The sequence below is a fragment of the Teredinibacter turnerae T7901 genome (assembly GCF_000023025.1).
GTDB lineage: Bacteria > Pseudomonadota > Gammaproteobacteria > Pseudomonadales > Cellvibrionaceae > Teredinibacter > Teredinibacter turnerae_B.
Window position 1 is genome coordinate 1,352,627 of sequence record NC_012997.1, and the last position, 21,867, is coordinate 1,374,493.

At 51.4% G+C, this 21,867-nt stretch carries 20 protein-coding genes; 8 read left to right on the forward strand and 12 right to left on the reverse strand.

Features of this window, described 5'->3' with window-relative positions; all coding sequences use genetic code 11:
- Window positions 1–105: 105 nt before the first annotated feature.
- The 11 genes from TERTU_RS05760 to TERTU_RS05810 all read right to left on the reverse strand — a co-directional run bounded on the left by TERTU_RS05760 (window position 106) and on the right by TERTU_RS05810 (window position 11,813).
- The gene (locus TERTU_RS05760; protein ID WP_228378276.1) at window positions 106–2,181 is read right to left on the reverse strand and encodes a motility associated factor glycosyltransferase family protein; all 2,076 of its coding nucleotides are present in this window, start codon (window positions 2,179–2,181) and stop codon (window positions 106–108) included.
- A 162-nt stretch (window positions 2,182–2,343) separates the two neighbouring features.
- On the reverse strand, window positions 2,344–2,964 hold the full coding sequence (gene hisH, locus TERTU_RS05765; RefSeq protein WP_015820889.1) for an imidazole glycerol phosphate synthase subunit HisH: 621 nt from the start codon (window positions 2,962–2,964) through the stop codon (window positions 2,344–2,346).
- Window positions 2,961–3,740 carry an imidazole glycerol phosphate synthase subunit HisF gene (hisF, locus tag TERTU_RS05770; RefSeq protein ID WP_015820671.1) on the reverse strand — a complete coding sequence of 260 codons (780 nt, stop codon included), beginning with the start codon at window positions 3,738–3,740 and terminating at the stop codon, window positions 2,961–2,963. Before hisF ends, hisH begins: the two co-directional genes overlap by 4 nt.
- Complete coding sequence (locus TERTU_RS05775) at window positions 3,737–4,429, reverse strand: acylneuraminate cytidylyltransferase family protein (protein ID WP_015818917.1); 693 nt, start codon at window positions 4,427–4,429, stop codon at window positions 3,737–3,739. The genes hisF and TERTU_RS05775 overlap by 4 nt, the downstream gene beginning before the upstream one ends.
- 24 nt (window positions 4,430–4,453) lie before the next feature.
- Window positions 4,454–5,746 carry an N-acetyl sugar amidotransferase gene (locus TERTU_RS05780; RefSeq protein ID WP_015819487.1) on the reverse strand — a complete coding sequence of 431 codons (1,293 nt, stop codon included), beginning with the start codon at window positions 5,744–5,746 and terminating at the stop codon, window positions 4,454–4,456.
- Window positions 5,743–6,807: a nucleotidyltransferase family protein gene (locus TERTU_RS05785; RefSeq protein ID WP_015819799.1), complete on the reverse strand. Its 1,065-nt coding sequence runs from the start codon at window positions 6,805–6,807 to the stop codon at window positions 5,743–5,745. Before TERTU_RS05785 ends, TERTU_RS05780 begins: the two co-directional genes overlap by 4 nt.
- 6 nt (window positions 6,808–6,813) lie before the next feature.
- Window positions 6,814–8,013, reverse strand: coding sequence for a UDP-N-acetylglucosamine 2-epimerase (gene neuC / locus TERTU_RS05790; RefSeq protein WP_015818296.1), 1,200 nt, complete (start codon window positions 8,011–8,013; stop codon window positions 6,814–6,816).
- Window positions 8,010–9,011, reverse strand: coding sequence for an N-acetylneuraminate synthase (gene neuB / locus TERTU_RS05795; RefSeq protein WP_015818568.1), 1,002 nt, complete (start codon window positions 9,009–9,011; stop codon window positions 8,010–8,012). Before neuB ends, neuC begins: the two co-directional genes overlap by 4 nt.
- Entirely contained in the window at window positions 9,008–9,640 is a 633-nt protein-coding gene (locus TERTU_RS05800; RefSeq protein WP_015817028.1) for an acetyltransferase, read from the reverse strand. The genes neuB and TERTU_RS05800 overlap by 4 nt, the downstream gene beginning before the upstream one ends.
- 22 nt (window positions 9,641–9,662) lie before the next feature.
- Window positions 9,663–10,793 (reverse strand): LegC family aminotransferase, encoded by a 1,131-nt coding sequence (locus tag TERTU_RS05805; protein ID WP_015820532.1) that lies wholly within the window; start codon window positions 10,791–10,793, stop codon window positions 9,663–9,665.
- 21 nt (window positions 10,794–10,814) lie between these two features.
- Entirely contained in the window at window positions 10,815–11,813 is a 999-nt protein-coding gene (locus tag TERTU_RS05810; protein ID WP_015819305.1) for an NAD-dependent 4,6-dehydratase LegB, read from the reverse strand.
- Window positions 11,814–12,227: 414 nt separating this feature from the next.
- Here TERTU_RS05810 and TERTU_RS05815 point away from each other — a divergent pair, with 414 nt between their 5' ends.
- The 3 genes from TERTU_RS05815 (at window position 12,228) to fliD (ending at window position 16,727) form a co-directional block, all read left to right on the forward strand.
- A complete protein-coding gene (locus tag TERTU_RS05815; RefSeq protein WP_015819610.1) occupies window positions 12,228–14,003 on the forward strand; it encodes a flagellin N-terminal helical domain-containing protein in 1,776 nt (591 codons plus the stop codon).
- An 80-nt stretch (window positions 14,004–14,083) separates the two neighbouring features.
- On the forward strand, window positions 14,084–14,491 hold the full coding sequence (locus TERTU_RS05820; protein ID WP_015817424.1) for a flagellar protein FlaG: 408 nt from the start codon (window positions 14,084–14,086) through the stop codon (window positions 14,489–14,491).
- Between the two features lie 154 nt (window positions 14,492–14,645).
- Entirely contained in the window at window positions 14,646–16,727 is a 2,082-nt protein-coding gene (gene fliD, locus TERTU_RS05825) for a flagellar filament capping protein FliD (protein WP_015817736.1), read from the forward strand.
- Window positions 16,728–16,831: 104 nt separating this feature from the next.
- On the opposite strand, the gene TERTU_RS21955 is transcribed toward fliD, so the two are convergent.
- The gene (locus TERTU_RS21955; RefSeq protein ID WP_187148801.1) at window positions 16,832–16,987 is read right to left on the reverse strand and encodes a hypothetical protein; all 156 of its coding nucleotides are present in this window, start codon (window positions 16,985–16,987) and stop codon (window positions 16,832–16,834) included.
- 399 nt (window positions 16,988–17,386) lie between these two features.
- Here TERTU_RS21955 and fliS (TERTU_RS05830) point away from each other — a divergent pair, with 399 nt between their 5' ends.
- The 5 genes from fliS (TERTU_RS05830) (at window position 17,387) to TERTU_RS05850 (ending at window position 21,828) form a co-directional block, all read left to right on the forward strand.
- The gene (gene fliS / locus TERTU_RS05830) at window positions 17,387–17,764 is read left to right on the forward strand and encodes a flagellar export chaperone FliS (RefSeq protein WP_015820425.1); all 378 of its coding nucleotides are present in this window, start codon (window positions 17,387–17,389) and stop codon (window positions 17,762–17,764) included.
- Window positions 17,765–17,937: 173 nt separating this feature from the next.
- Window positions 17,938–18,321: a flagellar export chaperone FliS gene (gene fliS, locus TERTU_RS05835; RefSeq protein ID WP_015819337.1), complete on the forward strand. Its 384-nt coding sequence runs from the start codon at window positions 17,938–17,940 to the stop codon at window positions 18,319–18,321.
- A 193-nt stretch (window positions 18,322–18,514) separates the two neighbouring features.
- Window positions 18,515–18,811, forward strand: coding sequence for a hypothetical protein (locus TERTU_RS05840; protein WP_015819628.1), 297 nt, complete (start codon window positions 18,515–18,517; stop codon window positions 18,809–18,811).
- Between the two features lie 345 nt (window positions 18,812–19,156).
- The gene (locus tag TERTU_RS05845) at window positions 19,157–20,587 is read left to right on the forward strand and encodes a sigma-54-dependent transcriptional regulator (protein ID WP_015818173.1); all 1,431 of its coding nucleotides are present in this window, start codon (window positions 19,157–19,159) and stop codon (window positions 20,585–20,587) included.
- A 134-nt stretch (window positions 20,588–20,721) separates the two neighbouring features.
- Window positions 20,722–21,828 (forward strand): phosphoribosylaminoimidazolesuccinocarboxamide synthase, encoded by a 1,107-nt coding sequence (locus tag TERTU_RS05850; RefSeq protein WP_015818654.1) that lies wholly within the window; start codon window positions 20,722–20,724, stop codon window positions 21,826–21,828.
- Window positions 21,829–21,867 lie beyond the last annotated feature (39 nt).

The following is a 21,867-nucleotide window of genomic DNA, read 5'->3' on the forward strand; positions in this document are numbered from 1 at the left end:
TTGACCTGCCTGAACCTGTCTTTTTTAACTGATATTGGGGCGCCGGTTTACTCAATAGCAAAACTTCAACCACAACAGAATAAATCGAATTTGTGTTAATCGGTTTTAGCCGTGTGCTCCAGTACCTTTCTTCTCCCGCATTTTTTGCAGTAGTTGTAGCGGGAAATCGTCGACTTTAAATGGTTCCGCCCGGGCCCTTTCGTAAATTAAATCGATAAATCGGTTGTAGTGTTTACGGCCGAGGTTGAGTTGATGCTGGAATTGATCCGGATCGGTCGCGTATAGGCTGTTTTCGACAATGCTACCGAAGAAGCAACTGAGCGAACCGCGCAGTAGTTGATGTGTAATGGGGTCGTATTCTTCGGATACCGTTTTGGTGATGCGATCCAGCTCCTGCACCAGTGCTTTATCATTGGGAATATCATCGCGCAGCTTCACCGACGCTTGCACTGCATAGAATTTTTTTAGCAGGGCATCTGAGGTGATTTTTTCGAAGGCGCTGTTTGTATAGTGGTGGAAGTGGGTTTGTTTAATCTGCTTAATTAACGACGGTTTGTCCAGTACTGGAAAATCGTCAATATCCGCCAAATCAACCGGCATGGCGTGGCGGATTTTGGCCCCTTTGTTGCTGTTGTCGCAAGTGAATTCGGGCGTTTTCTTTACTGCAAAATCCAACAGTCTTTCAATAGCGACGCGTGAGATATCCAGTACTTGGTGGGTTTTAATGGTGCCGCCGAAGTTGGCTTCCCGGAACAGATCGTCGGAGTTGCTGTAGCTGTAATCAAAAGTTTCACCGTCTTCCAGTGCTTGCTCCATCTGGTAGTGCAGACTGTTTTTGGAGTGATGCTGACTGTCGTCGGGTATCCCGAAATCGGTGCCGATTAAATGAATATTGCTAAACCCCATATAAACGGCGAACGCGAGTGCACAGTTGGAAACCGTAGGGTTGCAAAAGGCTAGTTCCACCAGCTTTTGCGGCTTGTAGTAGTCGTGGATTAACCTGGCGCCAGCATCGTGCACTTTCACCGCGTAACAGGCATCGCCAAATTGATTGAGTGTTTCTGGCGCAACGGAGTGCAAGCAGAGCAGGGTGATATTCTTTCGGAATTCAGCAGGCGTATCGAATTTGATGTAGTCTGTCATCGCATAGTCCCGCTCCATTTCGACGTGGAAATCTGGCGTTATGCCTGCGCGGTAAAGTGAGCCCAGTGCGGAACCGCAGGATAAAATCAAGATTTTATCGCTGTTTTGCTTCAGGTACTCGAGGTGGTCGTCAAGCGACGGGCCATTTGCGACTACCGCCAGCCTTTCAAAGCGGGATCTAAATTCCGGTATTTTGAATACCGCATGGTCACTGCGCAAATTGTGATAAGCGTGCCCTAAACCTATCTGCTCATCATCAAAATAGCCAACGCCACCAATAAATGAACGAATTTCACTTTCATATATCTTGATAAAGTCGAGCTCTTCTTTGCGTTGGGAATGCTGAAACACAAAGGTAAACATGTGGGTGTGCAAGCCGAGCTTGCGAATCGAAAACTCCACCTGGGCCAGGGCTTTGCGCGGGTCAACACCAATACAGAACGTGATAGAGCGACCGCTCTCGCGAAAGTAATTCAGTATCGGTTGCCAGTCGATCACGTGCAGGCTCGCGTGGAATGTATCCTTGCAATTTTCGTAGAGGAACAGGTGTTGAATATCAAACCTTTCCAGAAGCATGGGTATTTGGTACCCAAGCCCAATGCCACTTAACATCAGGTTGACGATAAATTGTGGGCATGCGTTTTCCCTTGCAGCAGAATACTTTTGGTACTCCTGCACCATCTCGTTTAACTTAGGGATATAGAGGTGCTCAGGGTTATAAATGGGCGACTCGGGAATGCGGAATTTTCTTACTTTTGTGTGTTTGCTAAATCGGTCGACCTGTTTTTTGGAGAGTTCAGCGGGTGAGGAATTGTAAACATAGTGCTTCCCCTTCTGATTTATTAAATTGAGATTGCCCTGATTATCTACCGCCAGTTGTACGTCTGTACTTTGGTGTTTTTCAAATAGCTGATAGATACTGGGAAAACGCTCTTTAAACAGCGCTAGATTTTTTTGGTACATCAAGCTGGTTTCCAATTGCAGCTTCTGCAGTTCAGCTTGTCGTAGTAATTGCTGTAGCGCTTCGGACATACTCATAAACCTTCTAAATTTGGGCCAATTATTTACTCGCTGCTGTGCATTTCAACGAGTCCGGCTCATGCGTGTACAGGGCGAATTGGCGGAGCTTTCTCATTCGGGATTGCATGCAGGGCGGATTGAACCATTGTCAACAGGCCCTGGTTGCTGGTGCTTCGCTTATCAAAAAATATGTTGCAATAATTTAAGGCCTTCGGGGCCACTTTTCTCAGGGTGAAACTGGGTGCCGAGGATATTATTTCTCTGAACCGCCGCGGTAATTGATTGATTCCCCCAGCGGTAAAATGCTATGGCGTCAGTAGCGTTGTCGGGAATAAATTGATAGGAATGCACAAAATAGGTAGCGGCGTTTTCTTCTAGGCCATCAAAGCTGGTGCCCTGCCAGCCTTGGGCTGTTGACCCTTGCATTGCGTACCAGCCGATGTTCGGCACTTTCATTCCATCGTGTTCCGGTTGAATCTTTTTGATTTGGCCGGGGATTAAATTTAAACAGGCGTGGGTGCCAAATTCTTCACTGATTGTTGCGAGTGCCTGCATTCCCAAGCAGATGCCGAGCAGTGGACGTTCGCGCTCCGCGAAGCGGCGCAAGCTTGCATCCAGCCCGCGCTGTTTAAGTTCCAGCATGGCTGCGCCAATAGCACCGACGCCCGGTAATATCACCGCATCGGCGGACTGAATGCTCGCGTCGTTTGCGGTGAGTTCCGTTGTGTGGCCACAAAACTGGAGTGCGCGCGCGACACTGAATACATTACCCATACCATAGTCAACAATTACGACTCTCACAGTAAAGACCTCACGCGTAACCCGGCTTCTGCACCATAGCTTTTCAAACTGGCGATAGTTTCGCGCTCGAAATGTAACGCGTCCGCAAAGGCAATTGCATTTGCGGACCCCTGATGGGTAATCGCATTAATATGCTCCGGCTGGCCGTAACCACCGCTGGCTATTACCGGCACTCTAACGGTTTCAGCAACTGCGGCGGTGAGAGCGGTGTCAAAACCTTTGCGGGTACCTTCCTGGTCAATCGAGGTTAATAATATTTCTCCGGCTCCGCGCTCTACCGCCTCTTTTGCCCATGCGATAACATCACGCCCGCTACTCTCGCGCGCGCAGTCTGTGTAAACCTCCCAGCGATCTTCCCCGAGCCTTTTGGCTTCTATAGAAAGAACCATACATTGAGAACCAAACCGCAATGCCACTTGCTCGATCAGTGCAGGGTTGGCAACGGCTGCAGTATTTATCGCCACTTTATCGGCGCCCGCTGCGAGTAGTTCTGTTACATCTTCCACACTGCGAATACCGCCACCCACGGTGAGCGGTATAAAAATATCCTGTGCCGTGCGGCTTACAATGTCTTTTAGTTTATTGCGACCGTAAAGGCTGGCAACCAAATCGATATAAAGCAGTTCGTCTGCTCCCTGCTCGTAATATCGTTTTGCGTATATCTGTGGATCGCCCACGACCCGCAAGCCCTCTAAATGAATGGCTTTTATTAATTGATCGCCTTTAACATCCAGGCGTGCAATAAAGCGCGTAGATGGCGGGTTGAGACTTTTCACTGCTGCGCTCCCGTTTGTTGCAACCATTTTTCGCAACGTGTGAAGTCATCGAGTGTGTCTATATCGATGGAGCGCTCCACCGGCATTTCATAGGCGAGGGTGTCGGGTTGTACAAATACTGGCGCTTTTTTAAATTGCGCTGTGTCAATCAGGTAGAGCGCGCCGTTAAGGCGGAAGGTTTTGGGTAAATCCTGCCGTCGTGTAAAAGTATCGGTTCCTATAATCGGCTCGAGTCGGTGCTGTTCGTCTTGCAAATACATCCAAAAGGGCGATTCCTGGGTAGCACAGACGGAAACACACGACGTGGCATGATTTTGCGTTAACAGATCGAACGCTTTATCGATATCTGCACTGGTGCGCAAGGGGGATGTGGGTTGCAATAGCAGCAAATACCGGTAGTCGGGAAATTTTTCTAGCGCGTGCATTGCGACCAATGTCATCGGGCTTTCGTCGCTGGCCAGGGCTTCTGGTCGCAGCAGTGGTTTGCATTGTGAATAACTATTTGTGTGATTTAGCAGGCTCTGATCATCGGAGCTTAGCACGGTTGTTGTTACACAGCGGGCGGCCAGGGCTTGTTCGATGGTGTGGCACACTAAAGGTTTGCCCGCTAATGGCCGAACGTTCTTACCCGGCAGGCCTTTGGAGCCTGCGCGGGCGGGAATTAATGTTAAAACACTGTGCGTACTCATGTGTATATTCAGGACAAGTAGGGGTTAGTAGGGCGTGTGGCGCAGTGTCCAGCAGCCGTCTTCCACTTTCCACAGGTGCGGCGAACGGAATTTATCCATCAAGTCAAACAGCTCTTCGCGGGACATGCTGATGTAATCGAGAAATTCGCTTTCGTAACGGGCCGGGTATTCGCCTTCAAAGCGGGCCATTAAAGCCTGACCTTCATCGCGGGTAATATGGTGATTGCGAATTTCCTGGGCGGAATCCATCATCGCGCGGCCAACGCCAAATTTTATCCAGCGGGTGTAGTAGAAAAAGCCATCGACTTTGTCATCCAGACTGTTGTATTTGGAGTAGGTGCCCTCGGTGCGCACCGGGTTGGCTTCAAAGCCGTTGTGTTCCACAGAATAGTAGTAGGCTTCTTGTGGTACCCATTTTTTGTAGTAGCCGAGGTATTTAAACTCGATGCCTTTCTTTTCGAGCAGGTCCGGGTCGGTGGGGAGATAGCTCATCAGGTCAACCAGGGCTGTGCCTTCGTCAAGGTATTCGCCGACGGGTTTCCCGCCGAGAAGAACATCACGCACGTCTTTGCCGGCTAGAAAATCCAGCGAGAAACCTTCGCTTTCGGCATTCTCGGAACGGGCCGCATAGCTCGATGTTTTGTGAGAAATCTGTTCGCCATATTCGCCGGGCATCTCGCCATAAAAAATAAGCGGAATATTAAAACGCACTGCCATTTTTGCGACAAAGGTTTTTTGCCCAAGAATAAAGGGCTGAAACGGGTGCATTAAATTGATTGTGGCGTTGCGGGTGAGCAGCCGGTGAATTTTACCGTTGGGGGTATAGAGGTAATTGTCAAAACCGCCGACGTGAATCCAGTTTTGGAAATTTTTCCAGCCGATATCGGTATATAAGTGCGGCGACCAGGTTACGGTTAACGGATTCATACCGTACTTGTATTTCAGTAAATGGGCCTGCATGCCGCTGTCTTTGCCGCCGCTGCCACCCACGATGCAGTCGTAACTGCCGTCGTTTCGCCGGAAGCGATCGCACAGTTCCTGTAACCCGGCTTCGCGCTCTGCCCAGTCAATCTCGCCGCTTTCTTTTAAGTCATTAAAACGGCATGCATGGCAAACACCGTGTTCATCGAACGCGAGGGTGCGCTTTTTTGAATCCTTGCCATGCGCGTATTCGTTACTCGACATGGGCTGTTGGTTCGACATATTGCAGCGGGTGCAAAATTGCACATCACGTGGCAGCCCGTAAAGTACGTCCAGTTGATCTGCCGGGGCGTTAAAGCGCGATAGATCGGTTTCTGGGCTGGGGGCAATTTTCATAATCGTGCCTCGGTAGTATGGGCCTGACGTGCCTGAGCGAGATCATCCGGGCGTCCCACATCCAGCCAGGGTTCGTGCATGGGGTAAGCGATAATCTTGCCGCTATCAGCTTGAATTTTTTCGAACAGCCCTGGCATGTCACAAGCGCTGTTCGGTTGCAAGTAGGTCATGGCGGCTGGCGATAACACATATATTCCAGCATTGATGTGGCAGCGGCTGATGGGTTTTTCATCGAAGCTGACGATGTCCACACCATCCGTGCGTACCACGCCAAACGGATTCCTCCACTCGTGTTGCTTAACCGCCATGGTCGCGACTGCCTGGTTTTTATGATGAAAATCCAGGAAGTCTGCATAGTGAATATCGGTAAGTACGTCGCCGTTGCACACTAAAATAGGGGCTTCGGGTTTATCTGGGAGCATGCTTAGTGCGCCTGCGGTGCCGAGCGCGTTTTGTTCCCTCAAATAACTGATGTCCATTTGCCATGCACTGCCGTCGCCAAAATATTCTTCGATCATTTCGCCGAGATAATTGATCGCCATAACTACGCGGCCTATCCCCTCGGATTTAGCGCGAAGGACAATATGCTCCAGCATGGGCTTGCCACCCACAGGCAGCATGGGTTTCGGACAGTTTTGGGTGAGCGGGCGCAGCCGTGTACCTTTGCCCCCCGCCATTATGACCAATGTATTTTCGAGCGCTGGCGGCGCGACCATATCTTCCAGTAAATGGAGCCCGCACACCTGGCCGTGTTCATTCACTTCGGGCAATTGCAAAATTTTATTGGCCTGCATCAGCTGCAATACCGCGGTTTTACCCAATTTGGGTGGCACGACCAAGGGGCGCTGGTTCATCACCCCGTTAATCGGGCTGGTAAGTTCTACGCCTTTAATCAATGCGCGCCGAATATCGCCGTCGGTTACGGTGCCCAGCAGTTGTAATTCTGGCGAAACAACGAGTGCAATCTGCAGGGAGCTACGGTCCAGACTTTCAATCGCGTCCCGGATGGATGCGTTCGCGTCGAGTAGTGCACTGCGCCAGCTGGTTACATTCATAATCATCGTTGTCTATGCCTCCGTTCTCGACGGTGGCACAGCTATATCGTGGAAATGTTTGTTGCGTAAACCGGTAAGCGGAATGGATTCCAATGCGGTGACAATGCGTTTTGCCGCGCCGGGGTCGCCGTAGGGATTGACGCAGTTTTTCGCCCGTGCGCGAATTTCCGGTTGATAGCACAACTGTATTGCTTCAAGTATAGCTGTTGGCTGTGGCGGGCAATCCAGAACACTGCTTGCCTTCATCCGGCCGCGCTGCCGATCGCCAATATTGACCGTGGGGATGCCGAAGCTGGGTGCCTCTGCCAGACCGCTTGACGAATTGCCGACAACCGCATCCACATAACGCATTAACGACAGATAGCGCTGCTGGCCGAGCGATGCAAAGTGGAGGGCGTTGGGATTGTCTGCGCAGAATTGGGTTATCGCAGAAATCAATCGCTTGTGCCCGGCATCCGCGTTGGGGAAGGTGATGATAATACGCGTTTGGTCTAGTGCAGTTAGCGCATCAAGCAACGCCTGCATTTGCGCATCGGGGCTTTCATCTGTCGTGGTGTTAGTCGTTGCGAGGGTTGCCGGGTGAAACGTTACGAGCAGATTCCTTTCCAACAAGGGTGCGCCAAGAGTTTGCTCCAGTTCCACGCGTGATAAGGGTGTGCTTCGATGTAATGCATCTACTCCCATACCGCCGACAGTAAACACGCGCTCAGGTGGCTCGCCGAGTTGGATCACCCGTTGGCGATAGGTGTCGTTGGCGACAAAATGCAGCGAGGCCATTTTCGAAATGCTGTGGCGTAGGGCTTCATCAATTGCGCCCTCAGACAGCTCGCCCCCCATTAAATGCGCGAGCGGGTAACCGCAAAACAGTGCTGCGCTGGCAGCGGCAAATATTTCGTAGCGGTCACCCAGCACAATTATCAGTTGTGGCTGTAACTGTTGGTAGGTATCGGCAAACCGTGCCATGGCCGTGCCGGTGTAGCGGCAAATGTCTGCGGGGCTGTCGGCCGGCATCGTAATATCGACGGTGGCATCCAGGCAAAACCCGGCGGCGGTTATTTCTGCGCGGGTTTCGCCGAAGGTTGTACTCAGGTGTGATCCCACCGCAATCACTTGCAGCTCAAAGTTATCGCTGTCAGCAATATCCTGCATTAGCCAGCGCAGCAAACCGAAGTCTGCGCGCGAGCCGGTAACAATGCACAGACGCGTTTTCACAGTTCTATCAACTCGTCGGGTGAATAATCGCGCTTGGCCTGGCGGCCAATAACTTCATCCCAGTTCATCGGGCTGATCCCGGTCCCTGGGCGTTTTACCGCGAGATTGTCGATAGAAAAAATGTCGCCTGCGTTGATGGCGGTGCGGGCGACAATAGATTTGCGCGCGATAAGCCGGTTGGCCTGTTCACTATGGGTCGGTCGTTTTATTCCATCGCCCATGGCCGTGTCGATATGGCGGATGGCGCTGACCATCGCCGCCAACTGGTCTGGCGGAAGGCTGGCGCGGTGGTCCGGCCCCGGCAGATTGCAGTCCAGGGTAAAGTGTTTTTCGATCACCGACGCGCCCATTGCCACCGCGGCAATCGGGACTTCAATACCCAAACTGTGATCGGAATAACCAACACGAGTGCCGAATGTTTCCGCCAGAGTGTGGAGCGCCCGCAGATTTAATTCGCTGTAGGGCGCCGGGTATTCAGTCGTGCAGTGGAGCAGGGTTATAGTGCTGCGCTGAATATCGCAGTTTTCCAGTGCGGCAATTGCAGCTTTAATATCGTCGCAGGTTGCCATGCCGGTGGAAATTAAAAATGGCCGGCCAAACTGCGCCTGGTATCGTAATAAGGGTAAGTTTGTGAGATCACCAGAGGGAATTTTGATGTAGTCCACACCAATTTTCTGCAATACATCGGCGCTGGGGAAGTCAAAAGCGGTGGATAAAAAACCGATATTGTATTTATCGCAGGCGGCTTTAATGTCGTAAAAATCTGTGGCCGTTAGTTCCAGCGCGGCAACCATATCGTATTGGTTTTCTGTGTTGCCGGTGGTCTCTTGTTGGTAGCGTGCTTTTGGCGCATGGCGGGTGATATTCTCGCCGGTTACAAAGGTCTGAAATTTTACATAGTCTGCGCCGGCCTCTGCCGCACAGCGAACCAGATCCAGCGCCCTCGCTAAATCGCCATTATGGTTAACCCCGGCTTCTGCGATAATCAGCGTGCTCATTTTTTTCTCACGGCCGGTACGCCGGCGTAAACGGCATTGCTGTCGCAGGGTTTGGTCACCACGGAGCCGGAACCGACAATGGTATTTTCACCGATGATGAGCTTTGCGGACTCTGAGCCCTGGTTGATGGCGGCGTTGGTGCCGATCCAGCAGCCAGATTGAATATGTACGTTGCCCGAGATATTGGCGCCCGGGGCGACGTTTACAAATGCATCCAGAATACAGTCGTGTCCGATGGTTGCATTGAGGTTGAGAATGCAGAAATCGCCCAGTGCGATCTGGTTGGTCAGGCGCACACCCGCGGCAATAATTAATCCCCGCTTTTGGTCGACTGCGTTTTTTTGTTGATACCCAAACGTTGCACTCGGGTGAATGAGATTAATAAATTCCTGCTCAAAATAACGTTCGGCTATTTTTTGTCGCACCCCGTTGTCGCCGATACCTATCGCAAGCGGCAGCGTGTGATTTGCAGGTAATTCACTTTCCAGAAGGCAATCATAGTCACCTTTGAGCGCCGCTTTTTCATTGGCTTCGTAGGCAATAAGTATCGGGTGCAGGCCCATCGCGTAGGCGATGTCGGCGCATTCTCGGGCAAAACCTGCGCAACCAAAAATACCGACTTTATTCATGTGTCCCCTACTGGAATGGGTGTTAACTGGGTAAATTAATAAGCCGCTCCGCCAATTGGGTTGCCACGGTTAAACCGTCGTGCAAGCAGTGTTGATACATCGGCAGGCGATGCATTAACGCCCAGGCGGGGCGAGTTTCAATTCCGTTCGCCTGCGTCTGTGTCAGCAGCATATCGCGCTGCTGTTTGCTCTGGCACACAGCGGTTATCAGCCAGAAGTTTGCGTGGGTATCTGCGGGTTCATCCACAAACTGCAGGCCGAACTCCGGTAACCACTGCTGGTACTGCTTTGCTAACGCACGCTTGCGCGCGACAAAATTATTCAATTGCTCCAGTTGCGCCAGGCCAACTGCCGCATTGATATTCGGCATGCGGTAATTAAACCCGACCTCGTCGTGAAACATGGCAAAGTCGTCCAGGCGTTTCGCGGTGGTAGTCAAATGTTTGACACGGGCGGCATCCTCAGGGGTTTGAGCAAGGACCATACCACCGCCCCCGGTAGTAATTATTTTATTGCCGTTAAAACTCAGCACTCCCATGCGGCCAAACGTGCCCATTGCCTGCCCGCGAAATTCACTGCCGAGTGCTTCGGCGGCATCTTCAACCAACGGAATTCGCCATTGTTCGCAGACTTTTAACAACAGCAAAATAGCGGCGGGCAAACCGAAGCTATGCATTGGGACGCAAGCAGAAATTTTTTTATTCGTCGCTCTATGGCGACAGTTTTCCTGGTCGTCGATATAGGCGTATTCATCGAGCCAGCGTTCCAGCGCGTGCGGATCGAGACCGAAATTTTGCGGGTCGATATCCACAAACGCGGGTTCGGCGCCGCAATAGTGAATGGCATTGCAGGTAGCAACAAAAGTCAGTGGTTGCGTGATGACCAAATCGCCAGAGCCGACGCCGACAGTCTTAAGCGCGACATGCAGTGCGGCAGTGCCAGTCGATGTGGCAATTGCGCAGGGCGCACGGGTGACAACACTCATGGCTGCTTCGAACTTATCCACATAGGGGCCAACGCTGGAAACAAAAGTGGAATCTATCGCGTCGTTTAAATACTGTTTTTCATTGCCGGGAAATACTGGCTGATGAAGTGCGATGCGTTCCTTTGTTCCCGCCTGTTCCCTAAGTTGCGCTATAAACGCGTCGTACATGGCGCTATTACCTGTAGTGATTTAAACGTTGTAAATACCCGGTTTATATTTCGCCAGGTTTTCCGGCTTGCAGAACCATTCGATGGTCGCCCGTAAGCCATCGTCGATTGAAAATTCGGGTTGCTTGCCGGTTAGCGCCCGATACTTACTGTTATCGCACCAGAGCCGCATAACTTCAGACGCACTTGGACGCAGTCGCGCTTGGTCTGTCATAAACTTGACGTTGCTGCCCATAATTTCGCGAATTTTTTCCAGTGTATCGGCAACCGATATTTCAAAGTTGCTGCCCACGTTTACCGTTTCACCAATTGCCTGCGGGCAGTTTGCCAGTGCGATAAACCCGTCGCAGGTATCCGTAACAAAAGAAAAATCCCGCGTAGGGGAGAGATCGCCCAGTTGGATAGATTCGGCACCTGCAGCGATCTGAGTAATGATGGTGGGAATGACTGCGCGCGCAGACTGGCGTGGCCCATAGGTGTTAAACGGCCGCACGATGGTGAGCGGCAACTCAAAAGAACGGTGGAAACTGGTTGCCAGTGCGTCGGCGCCAATTTTAGACGCACTGTAGGGCGATTGCGCTTGCAGTGGATGCGCCTCATCGATAGGTACATATTGCGCGGTGCCATATACCTCGCTGGTGGAGGTTTGCAGAAATCGAACCACGCCCTGGTCTAGCGCTGCCTGACACATATTTAGCGTGCCGGTAACGTTGGTCTCGATATAGCGTGAAGGCGCGCGGTAGGAAAACGGGATCGCGATCAGCGCGGCCAGGTGAAACACGGTGTGAATGTCACGCGTGATTTCTCGGCAACAGGTCGCGTCCAGAATATCTCCGGTGATGATTTCCAAATGCGGGTGTGCTGGCACGTCTTCGAGCCAGCCCCAGTGGTTCAGCGAATTGTATTGCGCCAGAGCCCTAACTTTATAACCTTGCTGAAGGAGCCGCTCCACCAGGTGGGAGCCAATAAAGCCATCTGCGCCGGTTACCAGAACGCGGACATTGTCTTCGGTAGTGTTCATAGAGTGTGCCGTTTAGCAATTGTTGGTCTGTAGGGCGAGGTGAGCAGGTATTTAGCGCTACTGTGTTGAAGGTTAGTCCAGGCGGCATGATATTTCTCATTTGCTTAAGAAGTTTAGTATCAATGCGAATTTCGTCTTAACTCTTCTGGGGCTGGGTATGTAGGGGGGCGGGCCCTGCGAATACGTTATTGAGGCTTAAGTTATTGAAATATAGCGATAAATAACAGGTTTTGCTCAGTTTTATGTTGTTTAAAGTGCCAGTTGCGTACCAACAATCTGTATAAAATTACTACTAAAGTTTTGATTGTGAGGGCCGATACCCTGGGTACACGAGGTTGGTTCCATTAGCCTTGGATAGCTAACACTTGGCCTGCGTAGGTCATATTTCAACATTTATATTGTGGGAGGCTTACCATGCCTTTAGTCGTTAACAGTAATATTCCCTCACTGAATGCCCAGCGTCAGCTGCTTCAGTCCGGTGCCGCTCTGGATAAAGCGAGTGAACGCCTGGCATCGGGTAAGCGCATCAACTCTGCTGCGGATGACGCGGCGGGTCTTGCGATTTCTAACCGTCAAACATCGCAGATCCGTGGTTTGGACCAGGCGGTGCGTAACGCGAACGACGGTATTTCATTAATTCAAACCGCTGAAGGTGCGTTGGACGAAACCACCAACATCCTGCAGCGTATGCGCGAACTGGCTATCCAGTCTTCGAACGGTATCTACTCTGATGACGACCGCACCACGCTGGATGCGGAAGTACAGCAGCTGAAAGCTGAAATCGACCGTATCGCGGATACCACCTCATTCAACGGCCAGAATATTCTGGACGGCAGCCTGGGCGATGTGAATCTGCAGGTGGGTTCTGAATCCAACCAGACCATCAGCTTTAATATTCGCGGCTTTAATTCATCCAACCTGGGTGGCGCAGGCGGCGATGTGATTGGTGCGGCTGTGGGCAGCGGCACTGCCGGTGTTGGTTCGTTGAGCGCGCTGGCTGGCGGTGATGAACTGGTTATTAACGATGTGGCTATCAGCTCGCTGAGCACCGCCGCAACCGTGAACGACGCACTGGAAATTATTAATGCCGACCTGGAAGGTAAGGGCGCAGAAGTCTCTACATTGGTTTCCGTGGAAGCGGCATCTGCCGGTGACGGTCAGCTGATCGAAGGCACCGACACCATGCAGATTGAAGTGGAAGACGGTGACGGCAACCTGCAAACCTTCATCCTTACCGGTACAACCAGCATGGATGAACTGGTCGATAAGATTAATAATGAAACCATCGTGAGCGCCAGCCTGTCCGACGACGGTAAACTGGTATTGAGTGCTGAAGGTGTTGAATCGATTGAAGTGACCGGTAACACCACAGCGGCCCAGGAAGCCTCTGGTTTCAGTGGTACGGGTGTTGGTGGTAATGGCATTATCAACAAATTCTCGCTGGTATTTACCGACACCAGTGGCACAGGCGCTGGCGTTAAAATTGAAGCCGGTACCGGTGCAACGGCAGCGGAAATAGACGCGCTCGGTCTGAACGTTCAAGACGACGATGGCAACCTGCTTGGTGCGGCATTAACCGCGAACGCCAGTGCCGATATTAACGCGGGCGATCTGATCATCAACGGTGTGGAAATCGGTAAAATTGAAGCGGGTACCGATATCGCAGGCACTGTTACTGAAGTGATTGATCAAATCAACAAACTGTCGAGCGAAACCGGTGTTGTTGCCTTCGAAGCTGGTGACGGTGCAAATAACAAAATTGGCTTACGTGCGACCAGTGGCGACCCCATTGCCATTGAGTACGGTTCCAATGCCACTGCAGCCAACGTTTACGGTATTACCGGTTTGAACGAGCAGAACGCGGCAGTCGGTGCTGGTTCCATTCGCGGGGTGGATATTTCCACCGCGGCGAACGCGCAGCGAGCGATTGATGTTATCGACTCCGCCCTGGAGCAGATTAACGACACCCGTTCAGACTTGGGTGCGATCAATAACCGCCTCGACTTTACAGTGTCTAACCTGGCAAACATTTCTGAGAAAACGGCAGCATCGCGCTCTCGGATTATGGATGCGGACTTTGCCTCAGAAACGGCGCAATTAAGTCGCGCGCAAGTACTGCAGCAAGCGTCGCAAGCCATGCTTGCTCAGGCGAACGCAAGACCTCAACAAGTACTTTCACTCTTACAGTAATCGTCAGCTAAGTAGTTACTGAAGATTACCCAGGCAACGGCGGGCTTCGCGCCCGCTGACGCAAAAGAGAGGATAAACCCATGATTGAAGTAAGAAGTTCAGCACCGGCCAGCCAACTGGGGGCCGTCTCTGCTTCATCAAAGGGGGCTGTTGAGGCTCGGACCACTGGCGGCAACAAATTGCCGGTGTCCGCAGATAAAGTGCAGCAAAGTCAGGATGTTGACGAAACCTCCTCTGCGCAGTCACAAGCTGCAAAAGAGCCAGAGGTGGACTTAAATAAAATGGTGGCATCGATAAATGATTACGTGCAAACCATTCATCGAGACCTGCAATTTACTGTGGACGAGGATCTTGAGCGTACCGTAATTAAAGTGGTTGATGGTGACTCCGGCGAGTTGATTCGACAGATACCCGAAGAGGTGTTCCTTGAATTGGCACGCAAGTTGAAGGAAGACGGAGAGTTACGGTTAATGAATGCTCTAGGTTAAAAATAAAGAGCATTATCGCTTAGGCTATTGTTGTCTAAGATAGGGAACACGGGGAAGGCGCCAAGAAAATTTCTTTGCGTCTTTTCTGCTATAGGCTTGCAACAAAACCCACTTTCTACCAGCACTCAGCGGGGGATAATTTTGGAGAAGCGTTATGATCGACAATAATATTATCCAATCGTTGGGTGCCGGTTCTGGTATCGACACTAAAAATCTCACCAAACAATTAACGGAAATCGAGCGCGCTGCGCCGCAAAACCGTATCGACTCCAAGCGCGATAAAGCGGAGTCGCAAATTTCTGATTTTGGTTTACTGAGCAGCGCGCTGGCGACCCTTCAGGATGCCGCAAAAGTACTGACCGACCCAGACGGTATGTTCAGTAAAACCGCCTCTTATACCGAAAGTACCGCACTGGTGCCAACGGGGTTGGACACCACCGTGCAACCTGGCAGCTATAACTTCACCGTGGAAGATATTGCTGCGTCCCAGTCGTTAACGTCGCTCTCTTTCAGTGACCCAACCGATGCTGTAGGCGAAGGGGTTTTGACCTTCCGCTTTGGTAATGTGGCCGTGGACGGCGCTGGCGCGATGCTGGGCACTAACGGCTTTACGCCGGACCTGGATACCGAAGAAGTTCAGATTACCATCGACAGTGAAAATAATTCGTTGGAAGGGCTTCGCGACGCCATAAATGATGCGGATTTTGGTGTACAGGCGACGATCGTCAACGATGGTCTCAACGGCTATGTTTTGCAGATTACGGCGGAGTCCGGGGTAAATAACCAACTGGAAATTTCGGCGGCAGAATCCGGCGGTACTCCAACCGACAATGACAATACCGGCTTGTCTCGCTTTACATTTAACGAAACTGCCTCACAGCTTACCCAGTTGCAGGCGGGCGCCGATGCGCATCTCACCTTGAACGGATTGAATATTTATCGGGAGTCCAACACCATCGACGATATTGTCGAGGGCTTGAGTATGGATGTGCTGCAAGCGGCGCCGGGCGACAAAGTAACGATTACCGTTTCCGACGATAAGGCTTTTGCCGAACAAAATATTCGCGCGTTCGTAGAGGCCTATAATCTGTTTCTGGATGCTGTTAAACCGGCGATGGGTATCACCGATCAGGAGAATGACGAAGGCGAGAGCGTTAAAGTTACAGGGTCATTGGCCAACGACGCACTTGCCAAATCCATGATGTCGCAAATTCGAACGACTATTGCGAGTGCGGTGCCAGGCATTGGGGACGCCAGTTTTTCGTCTCTGGGCGCTATCGGTATTCGCACGGAGCTTGACGGTACCATGAGTATTGACGAAGAAACTTTCGGCAAAACGATGGACAAAAATTTCGAAGACGTGCAAAAGTTGTTTGCGCCTGCGAACAATACCACGGACAGCCAGATTTTTATCAACAGCAGCAATGCCCGCACGGCCAGTGGCGACTACGATGTTGTTGTTACCACTCAACCAAGTAAAGGTAGTTTGGCCGGGGGCGCAATTGCTGCGGGCTTTCCTAATTTCGACACCTCCGGTAAAACCCACGAATTTACGGTAGACGTGAATGGCGTTTCTTCCGGCACGCTCACCCTGGCACCGGATGTTTACGCGAGCCAGGACGAAATGGCACTTGCCCTGCAATCGCTGATTAACTCCGATAGTACCCTCGCTGCCGCGAATGCCAGCGTGACTGTCAGCTACGACGCGGACAATAACCGATTCGAATTCACCTCCACAAAATATGGTGCATCCTCAAACGTTTCTATCACCACAGCGAGCGCCGACCTTACCACTGATCTCGGCCTGTCTGTGGCGACAGGCACCGCCGGTACAACTGTCGCTGGTACCGTGAATGGTGTAGCCGCGTTTGGTTCTGGCAATGTACTGCTGCCATCACTCGGCCAGCCCGGGGAGGGTTTGGGCCTTATTATTGGCGAGAACGCAACTTCCGCTACGGTGAGTTTTTCGCGGGGTTTTGCGGGTGAACTGGAAGATCTGATCGATGGATTTCTCGGCAGTAAAGGTTTGATTGCCACTCGTGAAACCAATCTCGAGGCTTCGCTGGAAGACCTGGATGATGACCAGGAAGCTCTGGATCGCCGAATGACAGCATACGAAGAACGACTGATGAATCAGTTTATCGCCATGGAGCGCATTCTGAACGGGCTGAATACATCCGGTGGATTTATCGAAAACCTGATCGATACCCTACCGTTTACCGCCAAAAATAATTAAGGAAACTCTAACTAGCCTAGTGATCTCTCTGGCTTTGTGTAATTAAACGTGAGTAGGCGCGGGAGCAAGGCGTGCTGGTCACCTAGGGGTTGATCAGAGTTTCCTTACGCTGTAAGTGAATAATTCGGTGTTAAGTGCTGGTGAGTTTCACTGCCTTGAGCGCGGGCGTATCGCCACTGTGTGAACCCCGTGACAACTATCTCCCCGGAGGCTTTTCCTCGGGTCTCAGGCAGGCTCACACTGCCGGTATAATCTGCCATACTCTCTCTACTTCAAGCGTATTTAGGAACCTCTGATTAACATAGTGATTCCTCTGGCTTACAGGAATTTAACATGAGTAGGCGCGTGAGCGAGGCGTGCTGGTTGCACGGCGAACGAGCGCAACACCCTCAGGTTAAATTCCTGTAAGCCCCGTAGGGCGCGGCCTGCGGCGATCATTTGTGGCGTTGCCTTTCTTATTAAGGACTAAGGCCATTAACTGCGAAAGGCGCCTAACAACTAATCGCCGCAGGTCACGCAGAGAAATTACTAGGTTAATCAGAGGTTCCTTTATAATATCGCTGAAAAATGCTAAAGCTCCTCGCCAAGCGGTCGATATAAGTTATAGCAGCATTAATCCCCAACTTGTTATTCACCGTTGGTTCTTAAACGAGGTTATCGTGAACGCTCAATTCGCCGTAGATTCATACGCTCAAGTACACCGCAACGCCAACGTTGAGGTCGCATCACCTCATAAACTGATTGATATGTTGTACGAAGGGGCGCTCGAACGTATTGCCCAAGCCAAGGGCGCTATTCAATATCAGAATATCGAGCTGCGTGGTAAGAAAATAAATTCTGCTATTGCGATTGTGGGTGGTTTGCGTTCAAACCTGAACCACGATGAGGGCGGCGATATTTCCGCGAATCTGGAAGCGCTTTACGTGTATATTCAAAGTATTCTGGTTAAGGCGCACCGCGAGGCAAATACCGAGTTACTTGATGAAGCGGCTTCGTTGTTGGCCAATATGCGCGATGCCTGGCAACAAATAGGCTAACGACCGCTTTTTTACCTCGCTCGCCGGGCAAGTTTGTCCGGCCTCCATATTTCTCTTTTCCCTACTTTCCTTCAGCCAAATGTCAATTCTTGGCACTTCTTCTGCATTGTCACTACTACGAGTAAATATCGGCAATTTTCTGCCGCTGAATGTTGAGTAAAGAGGAGGTAGCCATGGCAGTGGCCCCAACAAATGCTGCGCTTGTGATGGAAGAAAACGTCAACGAGTTGACAGCACATCAGGTGATTTCACTGTTGCTTAACGGTGCCCTGGAACGCGTTTCTCAAGCTAAAGCCTGTATCCGTGACGGCAATGAGCAGGATAAGGTGCTTTTGGTACAAAAGATTCTCGGCATTATTAACGGATTGCGCGAGAGCCTGAACATGGAGGCAGGGGGTGAAATCGCTGTGAATTTAGATTCGCTCTACAGCTATATGACCGAGCGCCTGCAAACCTGTCAGGAAAAAGAAGAAATGCTGGCATTAACTGAGGTAGGCAAGCTCATCGAAAATGTACGCCAGGGCTGGGATGGGATATCAGTCGCGAACGCAGAGTAACCTCTGTGTTCGCCCGGCAAGGATGTATTTCCGCAGCCGGAGACATGTTTTCCCAATGTTTGCCTTCCCGCAATACCGTTCATCACCGATAAGTTTGCACATGCCTTAGCTAAAGTTTTGCTTTGGGTTGCCGTTAGTAAAATTGTAGAGCTGAAAAGCTCCACAGTTTTCAACTCAACCCCTGGTGAACTTAATGTCTGTTATTTCTTCTGCCCATTTCAGTTTGATACGTGCGCGCAAAGAATTACAGAAATCGTTTCGCGAAGAAGACTGGGACGCACTGCGCGATTGGGACCGTAAACTCGGTGATTGTCTGTCTCATGCCCTTGACGACCCGCAGCGTGACACCTCCGCGCTGGTGAACGAAATGGAATCTGTACTTAAGCTCTACGCGGAAATCGTGGCGCAATTGCCGGAACAGGCCAGCGCCGAGGCTAAGATATTACGAGCCGTCCCGCGTCCTAAACGCGTACAAGTTGACGATGCGTAGCGGGGTTTTACTTCGTCTTTTCAATTAACCGCGTTTGTTCTAAGCGGTGTTCTCCTGCGAGTTGCCGTTAACCCTGCTCCTTGCTTTGCCTCGCCTGCTTGCGCCTCGCAATTGCCAGGCCGGTGAGGTCTGGCGAATATCGCCTGCCTCCGTTCTAAGCTCACTTAATGCTCACCCGGATTTAGTCTAAAAACTTAATGTCGGAAATTTGACCCTTGGCGGTTTGTTGACTATTAATAATGAGGTTAATGACGCCGATAGGCCCGTGTCAAATTACAGTCAGGTGCTGATGGTGTAGACTGCCGCTCTTGGTGTTTACGCAGTATCGAGTTTTGGAAAGAGTGAATGTTAAACGAACAAACGATTTTGTTGCTGGACGACGACCCGCAAACCCGCCGCGATTTTCAGGTGATTTTTGAGTTTTTGGGAGAGCATGTCGAATCCGCTTCTTTCCTCGAAGTAGACTCCTGGCTAGAACAAGGCGATTCCGCAGGCATGCTGATTCTCGGCGCCTGCAACAATGCAACGCATCTGACCGAGCTGCAGGACAAAATTCAAAAAGCGGGCTTTCTCGCACCTATCGTGTTGCTCGGGGAGCCCCACCCGCTGGAAAGCAGCAGCAATAATTACCTGAAAAGCCTGATAATCGATCGTCTATCGGCACCGGTTAATTACAACATTCTGACCAACATTATTCATCGCGCGCAGCGATACAACGAAGCGCGGCGCCGCGATGCCGGCGATGCGAAGCGTCCGGTGCATTTATTCCGCAGTCTGGTCGGTACCAGCCGCCAGATTCAGGCGGTGCGGGCAATGATGAGTCAGGTGGCCGATAAAGATGTGACGGTGCTGATTGAGGGTGAGTCGGGTACCGGTAAAGAAGTGGTCGCACGCAACCTGCATTACCACTCCACGCGTCGGGACGGGCCTTTCGTGCCGGTAAACTGCGGCGCGATCCCGGCCGAACTGCTCGAAAGCGAACTCTTTGGTCATGAAAAAGGCGCGTTTACCGGGGCGATTAATGCGCGAGCAGGGCGTTTTGAGCTGGCCGAAGGCGGGACCCTGTTTCTCGACGAAATTGGCGATATGCCACTGCACATGCAGGTAAAAATTCTGCGGGTTCTGCAGGAACGGACTTTCGAGCGGGTGGGCGGAAACCGCACGTTTAATACGAACGTACGCATTATCGCGGCCACACACCGCAACCTTGAGCAGATGATCGAAGAGGGGAAATTTCGTGAGGATCTCTACTATCGGCTCAATGTTTTCCCCATTGAAATGCCATCCTTGCGGGAGCGCGCAGAAGATATTCCGCTGCTGATCCAGGAGCTGATCTCCCGTCTCGAAAGCGAAAAGCGCGGCTCGGTCCGGTTTAACAGTGCAGCAGTTATGTCGCTGTGTAATCACCCCTGGCAGGGCAATGTTCGCGAACTCGCCAATCTGGTCGAGCGCATGGCGATTATGAAGCCATTCGGTATTGTGGGGTTGCAGGATCTGCCGCAGAAATACCGTCATGGTGAAGTGCCTGAAGTGGAATCCTTCGAGCAGCCCGCCGAAGAAACACGCAAGCCGACGGTCGTGGCCGAAGGCGATATTGCGCTGCTGCCGGAGTCGGGCATCGATCTGAAAGAGTACATCGCCGGGCTGGAGCAGAGCCTGATCCAACAGGCACTCGACAACACCGGTGGCGTGGTAGCACGGGCGGCTGAACAGCTCGCTATACGCCGCACGACGCTGGTCGAAAAAATGCGCAAATACGGGCTTCAGAGAAGCTGATTCCTGGCGTAATGCCCGGTAAAAAATGGGGATGATATCCGTCGGCCAGTTTTGCTATTATCGGCGGTTTTCCTGCACTTAAGCCCTTTGCCGCAGTGCAGGCCGACATCCTGTTAACCGAGCGAGTGATATCAATGAGCCTTGCCGAGCGCGTTTTATCAGTAAATAACGATCTCCCCATCCGCACCAATCAACCTGTACACAGTGGCAAAGTCCGCTCGGTCTACTGGCTGACCGACGAAGACAGCCAGCGCCTGATTAAGGAAAAGGGTTACAAAGTCGCGTCTGACGCCCCTCTGGCGATTATGGTGATTAGTGATCGCATTTCCGCATTTGATTGCATTTGGCATGGCGAAGGCGGTATGAACGGTGTGCCTGGCAAAGGTGCTGCGCTAAATGCGATTTCCAACCACTGGTTTCGTTTGTTCCGCGAGAAGGGCCTGGCGAACAGCCATATTCTGGACATTCCTCATCCATTTGTGTGGATTGTACAGAAAGCACGCCCGGTTATGATCGAAGCGATTTGTCGTCAATACATTACCGGCTCCATGTGGCGGTCATACACCAAAGGTGAGCGCGAATTCTGCGGCATTGAGATTCCAGATGGCCTGGAAAAAGACCAAAAGCTGCCAGAACTGCTGATTACGCCATCAACCAAAGGTGTATTAAAAGGGATTCCCGGTGTGCCAGAAGCGGACGACGTTAATATCACCCGCCAGAACATTGAGGACAACTACGCTGCGTTCAACTTTGCCGACAAACGTGATATCGACACCTACGAAAAGCTGCTCAAAGAAGGCTTTGATGTGATCACCGATGAACTGGCAAAACTGGATCAGATTTTTGTCGACACCAAATTTGAATTTGGCTACGTCACCAATGCCGAAGGTCAGGAAGAATTGATTTACATGGATGAGGTGGGTACCCCGGACTCCTCGCGTATTTGGGATGGCCCGAACTACCGCGACGGCAAAGTGATCGAAAACTCCAAAGAAGTGTTCCGTCAGCAGCTACTGAATTATTTCCCCGATCCGGACATTCTGCTCAATAAAGATCGCATGGACGAACGCAGCGCGCTTGCCCGCGATAACGCCCTGCCGGAGGCGTTGTTGATGGAAGTCTCCAAAACCTACACCGATATCGCCGAGAAAATTACCGGCGAAAAAATCGTGTTGTCGGAGAATCCGAAAGCCGAAATTATTGCCATCCTGAGAGAACAGTACGGACTAATCGACGGCTGATTGCCCCAGTAGTCCACCTATAAACAAGGCCAGCATAAA